At 50.0% G+C, this 18,325-nt stretch carries 20 protein-coding genes; 10 read left to right on the forward strand and 10 right to left on the reverse strand.

The genetic code is table 11. The annotated features are described in order from the left end of the window. Positions 1 to 126: 126 nt before the first annotated feature. The gene (locus tag I2F54_RS15555; RefSeq protein ID WP_009120418.1) at positions 127 to 354 is read right to left on the reverse strand and encodes a DUF4492 domain-containing protein; all 228 of its coding nucleotides are present in this window, start codon (positions 352 to 354) and stop codon (positions 127 to 129) included. Positions 355 to 542: 188 nt separating this feature from the next. Here I2F54_RS15555 and I2F54_RS15560 point away from each other — a divergent pair, with 188 nt between their 5' ends. From I2F54_RS15560 to I2F54_RS15595, 8 genes are all read left to right on the forward strand, one after another. Next, a complete protein-coding gene (locus I2F54_RS15560) occupies positions 543 to 1,946 on the forward strand; it encodes a TolC family protein (protein WP_195501778.1) in 1,404 nt (467 codons plus the stop codon). Between the two features lie 87 nt (positions 1,947 to 2,033). Further along, positions 2,034 to 3,263, forward strand: a complete 1,230-nt coding sequence (locus I2F54_RS15565; RefSeq protein WP_009120416.1) for an efflux RND transporter periplasmic adaptor subunit — start codon at positions 2,034 to 2,036, stop codon at positions 3,261 to 3,263. 20 nt (positions 3,264 to 3,283) lie between these two features. Further along, entirely contained in the window at positions 3,284 to 4,030 is a 747-nt protein-coding gene (locus I2F54_RS15570; protein ID WP_087413716.1) for an ABC transporter ATP-binding protein, read from the forward strand. 33 nt (positions 4,031 to 4,063) lie between these two features. Continuing rightward, positions 4,064 to 5,284 carry an ABC transporter permease gene (locus I2F54_RS15575; RefSeq protein ID WP_009120414.1) on the forward strand — a complete coding sequence of 407 codons (1,221 nt, stop codon included), beginning with the start codon at positions 4,064 to 4,066 and terminating at the stop codon, positions 5,282 to 5,284. 211 nt (positions 5,285 to 5,495) lie between these two features. Next, entirely contained in the window at positions 5,496 to 6,560 is a 1,065-nt protein-coding gene (locus I2F54_RS15580) for a sensor histidine kinase (RefSeq protein ID WP_087427023.1), read from the forward strand. 4 nt (positions 6,561 to 6,564) lie between these two features. Further along, on the forward strand, positions 6,565 to 7,266 hold the full coding sequence (locus I2F54_RS15585; protein ID WP_087413718.1) for a LytR/AlgR family response regulator transcription factor: 702 nt from the start codon (positions 6,565 to 6,567) through the stop codon (positions 7,264 to 7,266). Positions 7,267 to 7,751: 485 nt separating this feature from the next. Next, entirely contained in the window at positions 7,752 to 7,934 is a 183-nt protein-coding gene (locus I2F54_RS15590; protein WP_195501780.1) for a hypothetical protein, read from the forward strand. 23 nt (positions 7,935 to 7,957) lie between these two features. Beyond that, positions 7,958 to 8,416, forward strand: coding sequence for a phage tail protein (locus I2F54_RS15595; RefSeq protein WP_195501782.1), 459 nt, complete (start codon positions 7,958 to 7,960; stop codon positions 8,414 to 8,416). 125 nt (positions 8,417 to 8,541) lie between these two features. On the opposite strand, the gene I2F54_RS15600 is transcribed toward I2F54_RS15595, so the two are convergent. From I2F54_RS15600 to I2F54_RS15620, 5 genes are all read right to left on the reverse strand, one after another. Further along, positions 8,542 to 8,823, reverse strand: coding sequence for a hypothetical protein (locus I2F54_RS15600; RefSeq protein ID WP_087413556.1), 282 nt, complete (start codon positions 8,821 to 8,823; stop codon positions 8,542 to 8,544). 62 nt (positions 8,824 to 8,885) lie between these two features. Next, positions 8,886 to 9,794, reverse strand: coding sequence for a hypothetical protein (locus I2F54_RS15605; RefSeq protein ID WP_143270061.1), 909 nt, complete (start codon positions 9,792 to 9,794; stop codon positions 8,886 to 8,888). Positions 9,795 to 9,840: 46 nt separating this feature from the next. Beyond that, positions 9,841 to 10,746 (reverse strand): alkaline phosphatase, encoded by a 906-nt coding sequence (locus tag I2F54_RS15610; RefSeq protein ID WP_195501784.1) that lies wholly within the window; start codon positions 10,744 to 10,746, stop codon positions 9,841 to 9,843. A gap of 383 nt (positions 10,747 to 11,129) precedes the next feature. After that, positions 11,130 to 11,696 carry a 6-pyruvoyl trahydropterin synthase family protein gene (locus I2F54_RS15615; RefSeq protein WP_022219317.1) on the reverse strand — a complete coding sequence of 189 codons (567 nt, stop codon included), beginning with the start codon at positions 11,694 to 11,696 and terminating at the stop codon, positions 11,130 to 11,132. Positions 11,697 to 11,703: 7 nt separating this feature from the next. Continuing rightward, complete coding sequence (locus I2F54_RS15620) at positions 11,704 to 12,114, reverse strand: Fur family transcriptional regulator (protein ID WP_195501786.1); 411 nt, start codon at positions 12,112 to 12,114, stop codon at positions 11,704 to 11,706. 175 nt (positions 12,115 to 12,289) lie between these two features. On the opposite strand from I2F54_RS15620, the gene pdxH reads away from it, so the two are divergent. Together pdxH and I2F54_RS15630 are read left to right on the forward strand one after the other, a co-directional pair. Further along, complete coding sequence (gene pdxH, locus I2F54_RS15625) at positions 12,290 to 12,943, forward strand: pyridoxamine 5'-phosphate oxidase (protein ID WP_009120342.1); 654 nt, start codon at positions 12,290 to 12,292, stop codon at positions 12,941 to 12,943. A 97-nt stretch (positions 12,944 to 13,040) separates the two neighbouring features. Continuing rightward, positions 13,041 to 14,087 (forward strand): DUF2776 family protein, encoded by a 1,047-nt coding sequence (locus I2F54_RS15630; protein WP_195501789.1) that lies wholly within the window; start codon positions 13,041 to 13,043, stop codon positions 14,085 to 14,087. A gap of 4 nt (positions 14,088 to 14,091) precedes the next feature. Here I2F54_RS15630 and pgl read toward each other — a convergent pair whose 3' ends face one another. The 4 genes from pgl to I2F54_RS15650 all read right to left on the reverse strand — a co-directional run. Continuing rightward, positions 14,092 to 14,796 (reverse strand): 6-phosphogluconolactonase, encoded by a 705-nt coding sequence (pgl, locus tag I2F54_RS15635; protein ID WP_009120340.1) that lies wholly within the window; start codon positions 14,794 to 14,796, stop codon positions 14,092 to 14,094. Continuing rightward, on the reverse strand, positions 14,793 to 16,289 hold the full coding sequence (gene zwf / locus I2F54_RS15640) for a glucose-6-phosphate dehydrogenase (RefSeq protein ID WP_195501791.1): 1,497 nt from the start codon (positions 16,287 to 16,289) through the stop codon (positions 14,793 to 14,795). Before zwf ends, pgl begins: the two co-directional genes overlap by 4 nt. Positions 16,290 to 16,345: 56 nt before the next feature. Then, entirely contained in the window at positions 16,346 to 17,821 is a 1,476-nt protein-coding gene (gene gnd, locus I2F54_RS15645; RefSeq protein ID WP_009120338.1) for a decarboxylating NADP(+)-dependent phosphogluconate dehydrogenase, read from the reverse strand. Positions 17,822 to 17,950: 129 nt separating this feature from the next. Continuing rightward, a partial coding sequence (locus I2F54_RS15650; protein WP_195501793.1) for an N-acetylmuramoyl-L-alanine amidase occupies positions 17,951 to 18,325 on the reverse strand: 375 nt, incomplete at its 5' end.

Genomic DNA, 18,325 nt, shown 5'->3' on the forward strand with positions numbered 1-18,325 from the left:
GAGAGGTAAAATATTAAGTATAAAGTATTAAGTATTAAGTATAAAATATCAAGTATAATATCAAGTATAAAGAATAGTGAAAAGAGCCATCCCGCCCCCTAATCACTAATCCCTAATCGCTAATCACTAATCACCGTTCTCCTGCGCCCTCAGAATCAGTTCGCGGCTGACATACTCTTCCTTATCGCTGCCTACGGCGGCTTTGTTCAGATAGTTCGGGAAGAAGAAAAGGCGAAGGATAAAAAACATGATAAACAGTTTGATTGCAATTATCAGCCACAAAGTACGTCCTAATGTCATACTCCGGAAGCCCTCAACATAGAATTGCCAAATACCGGTCACGAGGTTTCTCATAGAAGCTCAATTTATAATCATTACAAATATAAAATACTTTTATATAAATAACAAATAAAAGGCTGAAAAGTTAATTGTCGGCAGAAAAAAGTAGTCCGCCGATACAATCCAGGCAAACGTCTATTGTTTTTGCCGTTTCCGGAAGCGCCGCCTACTTTTGTGAAGGTAAAACATAGAAATCAGGAAATATGATAAACGTAAGAAGATTGACAGTGATATCGCTCTGTGTGGCAAGCGCCTGCGCCGGCAACGTAACGCTGCAAGCGCAAGACGTCGCCATCGGCGCACAGCAACGGGACAGCGTACAGGCACTTCCCGCACAATGGGATTTGCAAACGTGCATCGACTACGCCTTGCGGCAGAATATCACCATCCGCAAGAACCGCCTCAACGCCGAAAGCGCCGAAGTGGACGTGAAGACCGCCAAGGCAGCCCTCTTCCCCAGCCTCACGGCATCCGTAAGCCAGCGTATCGTAAACCGCCCCAACAGCGAGACGAATACGATTATCGACGGCGACAACATCACCAGCAGCCAGAGCAAGACCAGCTACAACGGCAGCTACGGCATCGATGCCAACTGGACGCTCTACAACGGCAGCAAACGCCTGAACACCCTGAAACAGCAACGGATGAACAACCGCATCGCCGAACTGAGCGTGGCAGAGAGCGAGAACAACATCGAAGAGAGCATCACGCAAATCTACGTACAGATTCTCTACGCCGCCGAAGCCGTCAAAGTAAACGAAGCGACCCTCGCCGTCAGCCGGGCGGAATGCGAACGGGCACGCGCCCTGCTCGCGGCGGGAAGCATCGCCAAGAGCGACCTTGCCCAACTGGAAGCGCAAGTCAGCACCGACAACTATCAATTGGTAACCGCACAAGCCACCCTGCAAGATTACAAACTGCAACTGAAACAACTCCTCGAACTGGACGGCGAAAAGGAAATGACGCTCTACATCCCCACGCCCGGCGATGAGAACGTATTGTCTCCGCTACCCTCAAAGACCGATGTCTACCGCTCCGCCCTCACCCTGCGCCCGGAAATCGAGGCAAGCCGGCTGAATGTCAAAGCCTCGGAGCTCGACATCGACATCGCCCGTTCCGGTTACATCCCCACCGTCAGCCTCAGCGCAGGCATAGGGAGCACGAACACCAACGGCAACGACTTCACCTTCGGCGAGCAAATCAAGCAGAACTGGAACAACTCTCTGGGCGTAACCGTAAGCGTGCCCATCTTCAACAACCGCCAGACCAAGAGCGCCGTACAGAAAGCCAAAATCCAGAAGCAGAGCAGCGAACTGGACTTGCTGGACAGCCAGAAAGCCTTGTACAAAACCATCGAAGGCCTATGGCTGGACGCCAACAGCGCACAGCAACGCTACGTTGCCGCCACAGAGAAGCTGCGCAGTACACAAACCAGCTACGACCTCATCCAAGAGCAGTTCAACCTCGGCATGAAGAACACCGTGGAACTGCTGACGGAGAAGAACAACCTGCTCAATGCGCAGCAGGAAACTCTGCAAGCCAAATACATGGCGATACTGAACACGCAACTGCTGAGATTCTATCAGGGAGAAAAGATTACGCTTTAACCGGCTAACTCAAAATAAGTAAAGATGCCTAATCAACCGATACTATCGGTATAAACTAAAATTCAACATTTAATAAAGATACAGAGTATGAACAAGAAGAAAATCATCCTTATCGCCGTAATCGTCGTAGCAGTGGTCGGCGCAGGCTTCCGGCTCTTCGGCGGCTCTAAGGCCAAACATAAAGTGACCTACGAGACAGCCGCCGTCACCAAAGGCGAGATATCGGAATCGGTAACCGCCACCGGCACCATCGAACCGGTGACGGAAGTGGAAGTCGGTACGCAGGTCAGCGGCATCATCGACAAGATATACGCCGATTACAATTCCGTAGTCACCAAAGGCCAGCTCATAGCTGAAATGGATCGCGTGACGCTGCAAAGCGAAGTAGCTTCCCAACGTGCCGCCTACAACGGTGCGAAAGCCGAATACGAGTATCAGCGGAAGAACTACGAACGCAACCGCGGACTGCACGAAAAACAGCTCATCAGCGACACCGACTACGAGCAGTCCGTCTACAACTACGAGAAAGCGAAAAGCAACTACGAAAGCAGTCAGGCATCGCTGGCCAAGGCCGAACGTAACCTGTCGTACGCCACCATCACCTCGCCCATCGACGGTGTGGTCATCAACCGTGCGGTAGAGGAAGGACAGACGGTGGCATCCGGCTTCGAAACCCCTACCCTGTTCACCATCGCCGCCGACCTTACGCAGATGCAAGTGGTGGCCGACGTGGATGAAGCCGACATAGGCGGTGTGGAAGACGGGCAGCGCGTTACCTTTACCGTAGACGCTTATCCTAACGATACCTTTGAAGGCGTGGTAACGCAGATTCGCTTGGGCGAGGACAGCTCCTCAAGTTCCGGCAGCAGCACCACGTCCAGTACGGTTGTCACCTACGAGGTGGTTATCTCCGCCCCCAATCCCGACTTGAAACTGAAGCCCCGTCTCACGGCCAACGTCACGATTTATACACTCGACCGCAAAGACGTGCTTTCCGTTCCGGCGCGCGCGCTCCGTTTCACTCCCGAAAAGCCGCTCATCGGCGACAATGACATCGTAAAAGATTGCGAAGGCGAACACAAGCTTTGGACACGCGAGGGCAATACGTTCACCGCGCATCCCGTAGTGGTGGGTATCTCCAACGGTGTGAATACGGAAATCGTAAGCGGCATCGGCGAAGGTGCGGTAGTAGTGACCGAAGCCACCATAGGCCGCATGCCGGGCGAAGGCGCGACGGCGGATACGCAGCAGGAACCCAGCGGCGAGAAGAGTCCGTTCATGCCGGGCCCCCCGGGAAGCAACAAGAAGAAAAAGTAAATGATAATACATCATTAACCATGAGCAAAACCGTAATTGAACTTCAAAACATAAAGCGGAACTTCCGGGTGGGAGACGAAACGGTGCATGCGTTGCGCGGCGTATCGTTCTCCATCGGCGAGGGAGAGTTCGTGACCATCATGGGTACGTCCGGCTCGGGAAAATCGACGCTGTTGAACATACTCGGCTGTCTGGACACGCCTACCGTAGGCGAGTATCTGCTGGACGGCATCTCCGTGCGCACCATGAGCAAGTCACAGCGTGCCGTACTCCGCAACCGTAAAATAGGCTTCGTATTCCAAAACTACAACCTGCTGGCCAAGACCACAGCCGTGGAGAACGTGGAGCTGCCACTGATGTACAACTCGTCCGTATCGGCCGCCGAACGCCGGAAACGCGCCGTCGAAGCGTTGAAAGCCGTAGGACTGGGCGACCGTCTGGAACACAAGTCCAATCAGATGTCCGGCGGACAGATGCAACGCGTAGCCATCGCCCGCGCACTGGTAAACAATCCCGCCGTGATTCTGGCGGACGAGGCCACCGGTAATCTGGATACACGCACCTCGTTTGAAATTCTGGTGCTTTTCCAGAAGCTGCATGCCGAAGGGCGTACCATCATCTTCGTTACGCACAATCCGGAGATAGCCCAATACAGCAGCCGCAACATCGTATTGCGCGACGGGCGGGTGAAAGACGACACAGTCAATCCCGACATCCTGAACGCCGCCGAGACATTGGCCGCGCTGCCCAAACAAGAGGATGATTGATACAGAAAACAATATTCATAAAACACTAAACCAATGAACGGAACCAACCTTTTCAAAATAGCTCTCCGGGCGCTTGCCAACAATAAGCTGCGGGCTTTCCTCACGATGCTGGGTATCATCATCGGCGTGGCGTCCGTCATCACGATGCTTGCCATCGGGCAGGGTTCGAAGAAGAGCATCCAGGCGCAAATCTCCGAAATGGGCTCGAATATGATAATGATTCATCCGGGAGCGGACATGCGCGGCGGCGTACGGCAAGACCCCAGCGCCATGCAGACGCTAAAGCTCACCGACTACGAAGCCTTGCGCAACGAAACGAACTTCCTGTCTGCCGTCAGCCCCAACGTATCCTCGTCAGGACAGCTCATCGCGGGCAACAACAACTACCCCTCTTCCGTAAACGGCGTAGGTACGGACTACCTCGAAATCCGCCAGCTTACAGTGGACAACGGCACGATGTTTACGGAAGCCGACATACAGACTTCCGCCAAAGTATGCGTCATCGGCAAGACGATACAGGACAATCTTTTCCCCGACGGAGAAGACCCCGTAGGACGTATTATCCGCTTCAACCAGGTGCCTTTCCGTGTGACGGGCGTACTGAAAGCCAAAGGTTACAACAGCATGGGCATGGACCAGGATGATGTGGTGCTCGCTCCCTACACCACCGTGATGAAGCGTCTGCTTGCACAGACTTATCTGCAAGGTATCTTCGCATCCGCCCTCACCGAGGACATGACGGACAACGCCACCGAGGAAATCACCGGGATTCTGCGCCGTAACCATAAACTGAAAGACAGCGACGACGACGATTTCACCATACGCAGCCAGCAGGAGCTCAGCTCGATGCTGAACACCACCACCGACCTGATGACCACTCTCCTCGCCTGTATCGCAGGCATATCACTGGTAGTAGGCGGTATCGGCATCATGAACATCATGTATGTATCCGTAACGGAACGTACCCGCGAAATCGGTCTGCGCATGAGTGTGGGCGCCAGAGGAGTGGATATTCTGTCGCAATTCCTCATCGAGGCTATCCTCATCAGCATCACCGGCGGACTTATCGGCGTTATCATCGGCTGCGGCGCAAGCTGGATAGTAAAGAGCGCAGCCCATTGGCCTATTTACATACAAGCCTGGAGCGTATTCCTCAGCTTTGCCGTCTGCACGGTAACGGGAGTGTTCTTCGGCTGGTATCCCGCCAAAAAAGCGGCAGACTTAGACCCGATAGAAGCGATACGATATGAGTGATGAGGGATTAGGGATAAGGGATTAGCGATTAGGGATTAGTGATAAACGATTAGCGATTGGGGATAAACGGTTAGTTTTTATTGATAGCTAATCACTTATCACTAATCACTTATCACTTATCACTAATCACTTATCACTAATCACTTATCCCTAACAGTTAATCACTAATCGCTTATCACTAATCCCTAAAAAAAACTATCTTTGCATTTGTATGAAACAATTTCTCTACTCACGGTCGCGCATCATCGAAGCCTTGATTCATATCATCGGCTGGGGAATAGTATTTGCCTTTCCTTTTGTGATGATGACACGCAGCGGATTCACCATTACGTGGGTGGAATACCTGCGTCATGGCAGTGTTGTTCCGCTGTCGTTTCTTATCGTGTTCTACGGCAATTACTGCTTCCTCATCCCCCGCTATCTGTTCGAGGGACGCATCAGGCAGTATCTGCTGCTGAACGTGTTGCTGATAGTTTGCGTTACCGCCGGCGTACACTTCTGGCAGGAGTACGCATTCCACGCCTATGCCAAAGTGGAAGACGAGGGCAGACGGCACATGGGCCCGCCGAAGTGGATATTCATCATGCGCGATTTCTTTTCCATGATACTTACCGTAGGACTGAGTGCGGCCATCCGTCTCAGCGGACGTTGGGTACAGGTGGAAGCCGCCCGCCGTGAAGCCGAGAAAAGCCGTACGGAAGCGGAACTGAAGAATCTGCGCAATCAGCTCAACCCTCATTTCCTGCTCAATACGCTGAACAATATCTACGCGCTCATCGCCTTTGATACGGATAAGGCTCAAACGGCCGTACAGGAACTGAGCCGCCTGCTGCGCCATGTCCTTTACGACAATCAGCAGAATTTCGTGACTTTGGGCAAGGAAATGGATTTCATAAAGAACTACATCGCGTTGATGCGCATCCGCCTCTCGGCCAATGTCACCGTTGAAACACGTTTCGACATCCGTCCCGACAGCCCTACGGAGATTGCCCCGCTGATATTCATCTCTCTCATAGAGAATGCTTTCAAGCATGGCATCTCTCCCACCGAGCCCAGCCATATCCGTATCTATTTCAGTGAAAGCGCGCATGAGGTGCGTTGCGAAATCGCCAACAGTTACCACCCCAAGAACGAAGCCGATAAGAGCGGCAGCGGCATCGGACTGGAGCAAGTGCGCAAGCGTCTGGAGCTGACCTATCCCGGCCGGTACGCATGGCAGCACGGCGTAAGCGAGGACGGAAAAGAATATAAATCGGTTTTAGTAATCAATCACTGACAACATGAATCTGAAGTGTGCAATCGTAGATGATGAACCGCTGGCTCTGAACCTGTTGGAGAGCTACGTCAACAAAACCCCGTTTCTGGAACTTGCCGGCAAATACTCCAGTGCGGTGCAAGCGATGAACGATTTGCCGGACAAGCATGTCGACCTTCTCTTCCTCGACATACAAATGCCCGAACTCAACGGACTGGAGTTCTCCAGAATGGTAGATACGCATACGCGCATAGTTTTCACCACCGCTTTCGACCAATATGCCATAGACGGGTATAAAGTCAACGCCCTCGATTATCTGCTGAAACCTATCTCGTACGTAGACTTTCTGCAAGCCGCCAACAAAGCCGTGCAATGGTTCGAGCTGCTGCAACAGCCCAAAGAGGAAATTGAAAGTATCTTCGTGAAAAGTGATTACAAGCTGGTACAAGTGGAACTCAGGAACATCCTCTACATCGAAGGCCTGAAAGACTATATCAAAATCTATGAGGAGAACTCCCCCAAGCCCATTCTCTCACTCATGAGCATGAAGTCCATGGAAGAGCTCCTGCCCGCTTCCCGCTTCATACGCGTGCATCGTTCTTATATCGTCCAAAAAGATAAGATACGTATCATCGACCGCGGACGTATCGTTTTTGGCAAGAACTATATCCCCATCAGTGACAGTTACAAACAAATATTCCAGGATTTTCTTAATAAAAGGAGTTAAAAAGCCCCTCATAGGTTTATATTTTATTGAAATCGGCCTATTTCTAATAATATCCTATTGCATATTAAAAGATGTTTTTTTACCTTTGCGGCGAACAGATAGGAGTTGTGAAACTCCCCCCAATAGAATAGTTTAGTTAAGTCTAGTTTAGTTTTTGTGTAAGCACTTCCTTCGTAAGCGAACGTTGGAAGTGCTTTTATTTATAGACTTATCAAGTACTAAAATACGGCAACGCTTGAACTTTGTATCAGAGCGTTTACAGAACATTGATAAAATTGTCTCTCTAAGCTATATTGCGAGAAGATACTCTGCTATTTGACACAATCCCCGTAGTTGAGCCGCTACGGGGATTTTTTACAAGTTATTATTGTATACTCTATTTTTATTTCCATATCTTTGGAACTTATACAATAAACACCAATAATAATTTCAACAAATAAAGTGTGATTGTCAATTACAGGTCGAACTAAAAAACACATGAGACTATGGGCGAATACAAAACACCCGGCATTTACATCAAAGAGAAAAACGCATTCGGAAATTCGATAGGCGATACGATGAAGAACCGTATTGGTAGCCATCAGTCGCCCGGCAGAATTCATCGAGATTACATTCTGGCAGCAGATGCAGGAAAGCCGATAACGACGGATATTATAATATTTAATTGACAACACTGTAATATTTGAATAGTATGACAGACAAAAACGGAACAACTCAGAGCATTCAGACATGGCCTGTGCCTGAATTTCATTTCAGCGTGGAAATATCGAATGTGGGAAAAATCTTCTGCAAGGAAGTGTCGGGACTTGATGTCAAGTTCGATGTGATAGAATACCGTCCCGGTGACATGCCGGGCTTCACCAGGGGCAAGATGCCGGGCTTGCGCAAAGGCGGAGACGTGACCCTGAAAAAGGCGATATTAAAAGACGACAAGACACTCTGGGACTGGATAAATCAGGTGAAGATGAACATTATCCGGCGCGAAAGCGTGACCATTGCCCTGATAGACGAAAGCGGCATTCCGGTACATAGTTGGAAACTAACCAACGCATGGCCCCAAAAGTATACTATGGGAGGCTTCAAAGCCGATGGAAGCGGTGTATCCATGGAAAACATCGTACTGGCACATGAAAGTATAACACCGGATTAGAATAAATTCAATTGCCGATATAACTTAGTTTTTGCGTAAGCACTCCCTTCGTAAGCGAACGTTGGAAGTGCTTTTATCCGGTAGAATCATTATACTTGTAGTTCCATACCCAAATTTTCCAATGATTATAAAGAATCCAAATAATCATATAAAGCGGGAAGCTTATCCCTGTCGAACTCAAATTGGCTTGCTGTCTTAGGAAGCTTGTCCGGAGACACATTGTCTGCATGTTCGCCCCATAAACATTCACGATCATATTCGATATTCTTATCCTCGAGTCCCGCATGTTCTTTCAGCCATTTACAAATCAGTTCTCCTAATTTCTTAGTGTCATACTTACATGTAGAATTCTGTTTTCTAACGTAGAGGATAAACTCATCATTACCCATTTTAATTATTTTACCCATCGTTTTTCTTTTAAATATTAAACATGAACAAATATATACAAACAAAAAAGAAACTAATTTCCTCAATGTCCTTTTTCCTGACTCATTTTCATAAACTCTTCTACTGTTCTGGTATAAATATTATCCCTCTTATTATAATAAACAATACTCATTAAGTTTGCCATATTCAAGACAACAGTACTTTCATTTTCCCTATTATATAAAAATATAGCAGAACCGCATTCACCTATATAATTATAATCCTGGTCTGTGTATTCCACACTGTTTTGCATTGTGATATGGAATCTTTGTTCATTGCTTTTCTTATCCAAATTCGCATTATATACGCCTAAAAGGACCATACAGGTAAGAATTGATATAAACAAAATAATTGCAGCAACCAAGTTATGGTAGACTTTCACTATCCGGAATCTGACTTTTCTATATGAGCGTAAATATAAACCGGCGCAAGGAAAACAAAGCATCAATAAGACAACAATCCAAAAGTATTTATATTTAATTTCTATTGCTCCAATATAAATATTAAAAGGAATAATAATAGATGAAATAACAAATACTATAGGTATAGACAATAAATCTCTATAAAAACTTTCTTTCGCATCTTTTTGGTCATAGTATTTATTTATAACTCTCTTTTTACGTTTACAACGATGTATAATAGATAATACTTTATTTATGCAGGCATTTTGGATTTTGATATTCCTTAGTTTTTTGAATTCATAAAGAAATCTCTTTTGAGGAACCCGGGATAGAAATTGTAAGCCAAAGAAAGCCACAGAAAGCATAACTACTATAAGAATAGGAGTTAAAGTAGAAACCAATACTTCCGCCAGAGTGATATACGAGGTTATATTAATACCAAATTGATAATAATACACCATATAGTATGCAAATCCTATAATATATACAATCAGAGCTAAAACAGGAAGTATTTGTATTACATAAGTTTTTATCCAATTTTGTGTTGCCATAAATATTGATTTATCCACCATTAACCTCTTCCCACGAACCGCCCGCCTATCTAAAGACTTGAGTCATCGGACGTCCTATCCACACTTGCGGCTGCCGCAATCCGAATATATAGGCTATGGTAGAAGCCACATCGTACTGCATCATGCTCTCGTGGAACACCCCATTTTTCCTCACGTTTTTACCGGAAATAATAAAGGGAGTCTCCATCTCCTGCATTGTCTTACCGCCATGTCCTTTCTTGATACCCCCATGATCTGCGGTAACGATAAATATTGTCTCCTTCAGCATGCCGGCATCCTTTACCGCCTGTACGATGCGTCCGACATAACTATCGAGTTCCTTCAACTTGGCATAATATTCGGGCGTATCATGACCTGCCTTATGCCCCACATGATCCGGATTATCGAAACAAACGGCAAGCAGCGTCGGTTGTTTCTCCTTAATATAGTTCTCGGCCATACTGCACAACACTTCGGGATATTGATTATAATCCGGCGCTTTCGCATAATGGCTCAACGATAGAGTATCCACAAGATATTTAATGCCGTTCCACTCATACAAACAACCTATTTCGGCTTCCGGCCGGGCATCTCTCAACTGTCGGAAGATAGTGGGAAATATACCGTGTTCATTTAATATGCGCGAAGGCAATTCGGGAGTTTTGGAACCCCATTCCGTATATCCGTGCAATTCAGGTCCGGCACCCATAAACATAGATGCCCAGTTTACAGCACTGGAAGAGGGTAATACAGAACGTTTTTCCAAAGTATAAGAACCCTCTGCCATTAACTGTTTGATATGGGGAATGTCAGCTTTGGGAACACTGTAAGCCCCCCAGCCATCCAACCCGATTAACACTACATGCTTGGCTTTACTCTTGGCCGAACACGGAATAGCAAGAAAACACGCTGCAATGAGGAGTAAAAACAGCGGAACGATTACTTTTTTCATAGATATTTTCTTTATGGTTTACAAAAATAGCAACAACGCATGGAATAACCAAATATATACAAACCTACTTCGCGGCCTCATGCGCATGTTCAGCTTCCATTGCTTCGGCTTGGGTCTTATGAACTGTGCCGTGCGGGTGCTCAACGGGAGCATAAATCGGTTTGTACCCGTCCACAGGGTGGTACGGAAATTCTCAAAAGTGCTTGTCAGTATTCATAATCCAATAATAATTTAAGTGTACTTTATAATATAAAAACTATTCGGAACCGCCGTATCGCCGATACCGGTATATCGTTACCCAAGAGGGGGATATCCCCTTCAGAATACCCCCTTCCGTTACACAAACGCGTTGAAACGCCGTTACACCGGCGTATTAAAAACGCTTATTGCTTCTTATATCCGCATTTAGGACATACCCCTTCCTCATTCAGCGAAATGCCGCACAAAGGACAACGTTCGATATCATTCTTCGTATCGAACTCGGCCGAACCTGCATTCACGCCGCTGGTAAAGGTAATCTTGGCAATGTTCAGTTTCTCTTTCAGCAGGTCGTACACGATTTTAATCATGCCTTCCACAGTCATGGTTTCCTTGGTCACCACCAAACGGCAGTCGGGATACGCGGTGGCGAGCGGAGTTTTGAACGCTTCACCCTTCATCTTGTTCTGAGGATGACCGTTCTTGATACCCTGCTTTTCATAAACATCGAGGATGGCCGGCAGCAACGGGTCATCTTCACGCAGCACGAGGGCATGGTCGAAGTTCTTCAGCACGTCCCAAGCCACTTTCTGAATCTCGTTACACGGATACACCATGTTTACTCCTTCATTCACCGTGTCTTCCACCTCAATGGTCAATACGCCTGTATGGCCGTGAAGATACTGGGCTTCGCCTTGGAAACCATAAAATCTGTGTGCATACTGCAAATCGAAAGTTGTGATACTTCTCATTTTCAAATCATTTTTTAGTTAAACATTTATTAAGTGTTATCTGTACCTGTATCTTGTCGATATCGTCCGATACAAGGTTTTTGTTTTCCAGATACTGTTGTATCATCCGTGTCAGTTCGGGGTCTTCATAATCCATTATCTGCTGTCCGTTAAACAGATGATGGTGACTATGAACCGTGATGTCATAATAGCATTTTCCCGTATCGGGGTGGCATACCAGCGACAGCAAACCCGCCTTACAGAACGAATCAAGAATACGATACACCGTAGAGAGTGTGATTTCCTTATCTTTCGATTGCACACAGGAGATAATCTCCTCAATCGGAGCGTGGCGCAACTCCGTCATCGCTTCATATACGGCTTTGCGCTGGGGAGTCAGTTTCAGTCCGGCTTCTCTTATTTTATCTGTTCCTTCCATTTATCCATCTTATTTTGCGACAAATATATTGCGAATATTTTGCAATTGCAAATTTTTCGCAATAAAAAGCATATAAAATTTCAAATTCAAAGGAAATATAAAGAATCAGGCAAGTTCTCCCCATTCGTTTCAACCCTTTCGTCTTTTCATTGTTATACTGATAAACGGTAATTATATGGACTCCCAACTCTCGGACATACGAAAAGAATATAAGAAAGGCAAGCTCACCCGTAACACCATCTCGGAGAACCCTTTCGAGCAATTCGCCCGCTGGCTCGACGATGCCCTGCATTGCGGCGAGGACGAACCTACGGCCATGATTGCGGCCACCGTCTCGCCCGACGGCCGCCCCTCTACCCGCACCGTCCTGCTGAAAGGCGTGGAAAACGGCCGATTCATCTTCTTCACCAACTACGAAAGCCGCAAGGGAAGGCAGCTCGCGGCCAATCCGCACATCTCCCTCTCTTTCGTCTGGCATAAGTTGGAGAGACAGGTGCACATCGAGGGTATAGCGGAGAGATGCGCTCCCCGTGAATCGGACGCCTACTTCTCCACCCGTCCCTACAAAAGCCGGATCGGCGCAAGAATATCCCCGCAAAGCCGCGTTATCGGCAGCCGGATGGAAATCATCCGCGCCTTTGTAAAAGAAGCCGCCAAACTGGCCGGACAAACCGTGCAGCGTCCCGACAACTGGGGCGGCTTTGCCGTCACCCCCACCCGCTTCGAGTTCTGGCAGGGACGTGAAAGCAGACTGCACGACCGCTTCCGATACACACTCCGCGAGGCGGCTCCCGTTCCCGCATGGACAATACTCCGTCTTGCCCCCTGACCGGGCATCCGGCTCTTATATCCTACAAATAAACCTTAAAATGAAAAACAAACTCATAACGCTGCTGTTAGAGGGGAAAACTTAAAAGAAGATAGTTATGAATTATGGAATCAGTGTTCTCTTTCGCGCCATCCCACTGTTGATGGCCTTGTTTTGTTTTGGTTACGGAGCTTTCGTGCTCGGCATGGGAACAGACCCGGCCAGGTACGTTGCCGGCCCGGTAGTGATGTCATTGGGAATGATATGCATCGCCTTGTTCGCGACGGCGGCAACCATTATCCGGCAGATAATCCACACGTATAACACGGTCGCCAAATACGCCCTGCCCGTTCTTGGCTATCTGGCCGCCCTGCTCACGTTCATCTACGGCTGGGAATACTTCAGCGAAGCCCCTACCGCCGGACATTTCGTAGCCGGACACGTCATCTGCGGCGTAGCCTTCATCACCGCTTGCGTGGCCACCACCGCCACTTCGTCCACCCGCTTCACTCTTATCCCCGCCAACTCCGGCGCTACGGGTCATGACACACCCCCGCAGGCCTTCAGCGCCATACAGGGCAACATTCTCATCGCCGTTGCAGCGCTGCTGGCACTCACCGCCTGGATATGGACTATCTGGCTGCTTGCCAAGAGCGACGTTCACAACGCCTACTACATTGCCGGACACGTCATGGCAGGCATCTCCTGCATCTGCACCAGTCTCGTGGCGTTGGTGGCGACCATCGTACGCCAGATACGCAACAGCTACTCGCACCCCGAACGCAAATGGTGGCCTGCCGTGGTACTCGCGATGGGCACTCTCGGCATCCTCTGGGGCTTGCTGGTAACGACCGAACACAATCCCGCCAAATCATCCATCGGTTATATCATGATAGGTTTAGGACTGGTTTGTTACAGCATCTCGAGCAAAGTCATACTGCTTGCGGCCATCTGGCGCAACACCTTCAAGCTGGCCAACCGCATCCCGCTGATACCGGTATTCACCGCCTTGGCCTGCCTGTTCCTCTCCGCTTTCCTCTTCGAGATGGCGGGCATGCACGAGGCTTACTTCGTACCCGCGCGCGTACTGGCAGGCTTGGGCGGCATTTGTTTCACGCTATTCTCCATAGTCAGCATACTGGAAAGCGGTACCTCAAAAGGGTAACCGCTTATCCCGCAATCTCTACGTCGGTAAAGATGTCCACACTCTCGGCGTGATGCGCCACGTAGGCCGCCGGCCCCGTATCGCCCGATTTCATGATGTCGTACACCACGTCCGTCTTGTTCTTGCCCGTAATCAGGAATACAATCTTCCTCGCGTTGAACAGCAGACACCCCGTCATGGCGATGCGCGGCTGCCCGTTATACGGATTCACACTCGCCTCGTACGGATGGAAAGAAGACAGCAGATACTCCTGTCCGGGGAAGATGGACGACGTATGCCCGTCATCTCCGGCTCCCAGCAGTACCAGGTCGAACGCCGGGAAGCCCCGCCGCAGAGGAACCGTACCGAACACCAGGTCTGAGTAACGCTTTGCCTCTTTCTCCGGATGGCGGCAAGCGCCGTCGATGGGAAACACAAACTCATCCGGCATACCCACTTCTCTCAGCAGCAGCCGCAGCATGGTGCCGTAGTTGCTGTCCGAGTCTTTGACGGGTACGCAACGCTCGTCCACCCAGAAGATGCGCATCCGCATCCACGGAGTTTCTTTCTTGAACTCATGCGCCCAAATGTCAAACATAAGGGAAGGCGTCGTTCCCCCACTGAAAGCAATGTGGAAGATTCGCTCCGGCTCCCGGTTCATCATGTCTATTATGTACCGGATAAGAGCCCGTGAGGTCGAAGTCGCGGCAGGATATATATAACTTTTCATAATTCGCAATATTCATCGGTATTCGTCAAATTCTTGCACGGGTTCGTCCATTCGGCTCCGTGCTCGCGCATCATCGCTTCACTTTCCAGAGGACCCCAGGTTCCTACGGGATAACCGTACAGCGGCGCCTCGGGATGCTCCTGCCAGAATTTCAGTACGGGGTCGAAGAAACGCCATGACGCGTCCACGGCATCGCTGCGCGTAAAGAGTGTCTGGTCGCCCTGTATGCAGTCCTCTATCAGGCGGGCATACGCGTCGCCGGTGGGCAGTCCGCCCAGGTCGGAATAGCTGAAGTCCATCATCACCTGCTTCACGTCGAAACCCGGTCCCGGAACCTTCATGCCGAATTTCAGCACGATGCCTTCGTTGGGTTGCAGGCGCAGAATCAGTTTGTTGGCACGCGGGCAGTGGCCGCCCTCGCAACGGAACATCTGGTGGGGCGTCTCACGGAAGTGCACCACGATTTCGGTCACTTTCGTCGGCATCTGCTTCCCGGTACGGATATAGAAAGGCACGCCGCTCCAACGCCAGTTGTCGATACCAATCTTCATGGCGATGTACGTTTCCGTACGTGAGTCGGGAGCCACATTCTTCTCCTCGCGATAGCCGGGCTTGGTGGCGGATGCGGTATATTGCCCGCGCACGATATGCTCGTTCAGGTCTTCCTCGGTGAGCGGAGAGAGCGATTCGTACACTTTCACCACCTCGTTGCGGAAGTTATCGGCATTGAACACCGCGGGCGGTTCCATGGCAGTGAGCGCCACCAGTTGAATAAGGTGGTTCTGCACCATATCGCGCAATGCTCCGGCTCCCTCGTAGAAGCCGCCGCGCTGCTCGATGCCCAGATTCTCCACAGCCGTTATCTCTACGTAGTCGATGTAGTTACGGTTCCAAAGCGGCTCGAAAATACCGTTGGCGAAGCGGAACGCCAGAATGTTCTGCGCGGTTTCCTTGCCCAGGAAGTGGTCGATACGGTAAATCTGGTGCTCCTCGAACACCGAGGCATAGATACGGTTCAGCTCGCGCGCCGAGTCCAAATCATAGCCGAAAGGCTTCTCCACGATGATGCGCGTATGGGGACGGTTCAGTCCCGCAGCCTTCAGGTGCAGAGGAATCACGCCGTACAGCGACGGCGGAGTGGCCAGGTAGTACAACATGCCGTCCGGCTCCTGCTCGCCCGTCAGCTCCTGCAGGCGGGCGGCCAGTCTGCCGTAATCGGCGGCTTCGGCGGGATTGAGCGAGAGGTAGTGCAGACGGTCGCAGAAGTCGGCCATGCGGTTGTCCGCATGCTCTTCCGGGGTTACAAAACGCTCCATCTCCGTCCGTATATAGGTACGGTAGGTATCATCCTGATATTCGGTACGTCCGATACCTAAAACAGCGAAATCTTCCGGTAAGCGGTTATCCTTGTACAGCGCATACAGTGCCGGCATCAGCTTTCGCTTCGTCAGGTCGCCGGAAGCGCCGAAAATTATCATCACAAATTTACTCATAGCTTTATGTTTGTTTTTTTTGGGGGGCATTTCAGTAATCTTTCTCCGAGAGGGGGCTACACGTTGTAGGTTCCCGACTTCGTATCTCCGCCGTGTCCCGTCCAGTTTTCGTGGAAGAATTGTCCTCGCAGTTCGTCCACACGCTCAAAGGTGTGCGCTCCGAAATAGTCGCGCTGCGCCTGAATCATGTTGGCCGGCAGCTTGGCCGACACGAGCGAGTAGAAATAGTTCAATGCCGACGAGAAGGCGGGAACCGGAAGTTCCTCTTTCATGGCCTGCGCCACCAGATGTTTCCAGCCGGAAAGCAGTTGCTTCATCTCGTTGCTGAAATAGGGAGCGAGCAGAAGATGCTGCGGTTTCCCTGCCTGCTCGAAAGCGGCGGCGATGTCGTTCAGGAAGATGCTGCGGATGATGCAGCCGCCACGCCACATACGGGCTATGGAAGCCAGGTCGAGGTTCCACCCGAAAGCGTCCGAGGCGCGTTGCAGTACGGCGAAGCCCTGTGCATAGGACACCAGCTTGGACGCGTACAGCGCCGAATAGATGTCTTTCACCATTTCGGGCTTGTTGTACACCACGTCCGTGCGCTGGCACACAAAATGCTTGGCGGCCGATTCCCTCAGGCTTTTCTGCGCCGACAGGCTGCGTTCAAATACCGCCGTGGCAATCAGTCCCAGCGGCATGCCCAGCTCCATCGCGTTGATTACCGACCACTTGCCGGTACCTTTCTGTCCGGCGGTATCCAGAATTTTATCTATCAGATAGCCGCCCGACTTATCCTTGTGCCGCAGGATGTTGGCCGTAATCTCAATGAGATAGCTGCGCAACTTGCCCTCGTTCCAAGTCGAAAAGACGGAAGACATTTCCTCGTTATTCAGTTGCAGCAGGTTCTTCATCACCCAGTAGGCTTCCGAGATGAGCTGCATGTCGCCGTATTCGATGCCGTTGTGAATCATCTTAACAAAGTGTCCCGAACCCGCCGGGCCCACCCACTGGCAGCACGGCGTGCCGTCGGACGCTTTGGCGGCGATGCTTTGCAGAATCGGTTTCACCTCGTCCCAAGCGGTCACCGAACCACCCGGCATGATGGAAGCGCCGTTCAGCGCACCCTCTTCACCGCCGGACACGCCTGCGCCCACAAAACGGAATCCTTTTTCTTCGGCCAACGCCACACGGCGGTTGGTATCTTCGTAGTTGGAGTTGCCGCCGTCTATCAGTATATCACCCGGCGAGAGCAACGGAAACAGTTGTTCCATCAGTTCGTCCACGGCACTGCCTGCACGAACCATCATCATTATTTTACGCGGCGCGGCCACCGACTCCACAAAACGGGCTATATCCGTATAGCCGCGAATGCTCTTACCACGTGCGCGGCCGTTGATAAAACGGTCTACCACACCTTCTTCAATCCCCGGAACCGTACGGTTGTAAACCGATACCTGCCAGCCTTTATCCGCCATATTCAACGCCAGATTTTCACCCATTACGGCCAGCCCTATTAGTCCAATGTCAGTTTTATTTAAATTCTCCATATATTGATACTTGTAAAATTTATCTTTATAGTTGAAACAATATGTGCCCGCTATTTGTTCATGTCAAGTTTGAAATTATTCCATATTTTGTTTAACTTTTGATTAACCGCTCGTTTCAAGGAAAATCAATTACAAATATCCCGGATTTACGGGCGGTTCGTCAAGCAGTGAAGCGGCGTCGAAACAGGGACACTCCTTTATCCATTCTTCGGGCTCTATCTCGCCGTTGCCGTTCAGGTCGGGACTGAGGTCGCGGTGCCCGCAAAGGCGGCTGCCGGGATAGTCTTTCAACAGTAACAGGACGAGCGCTCTCAGGGAGTGTTTCTGAAAATCGGTACGGGTATCGGCAGGCCGTCCCCGCTCGTTCAGCCCGCCCTCGTAGCAGATGCCGACGCTGTGGGCATTGTAGCCTCTGGCATGCGCGCCGGGACGTTCCAAAGGCCGGAGCGTCTTTATATCACCGTTCTTACGGATGTAAAAATGATAACCTGCGCCGGAGAAGCC

The organism is Bacteroides clarus (assembly GCF_015555825.1).
In the GTDB taxonomy this organism is placed as follows: Bacteria; Bacteroidota; Bacteroidia; order Bacteroidales; family Bacteroidaceae; genus Bacteroides; species Bacteroides clarus.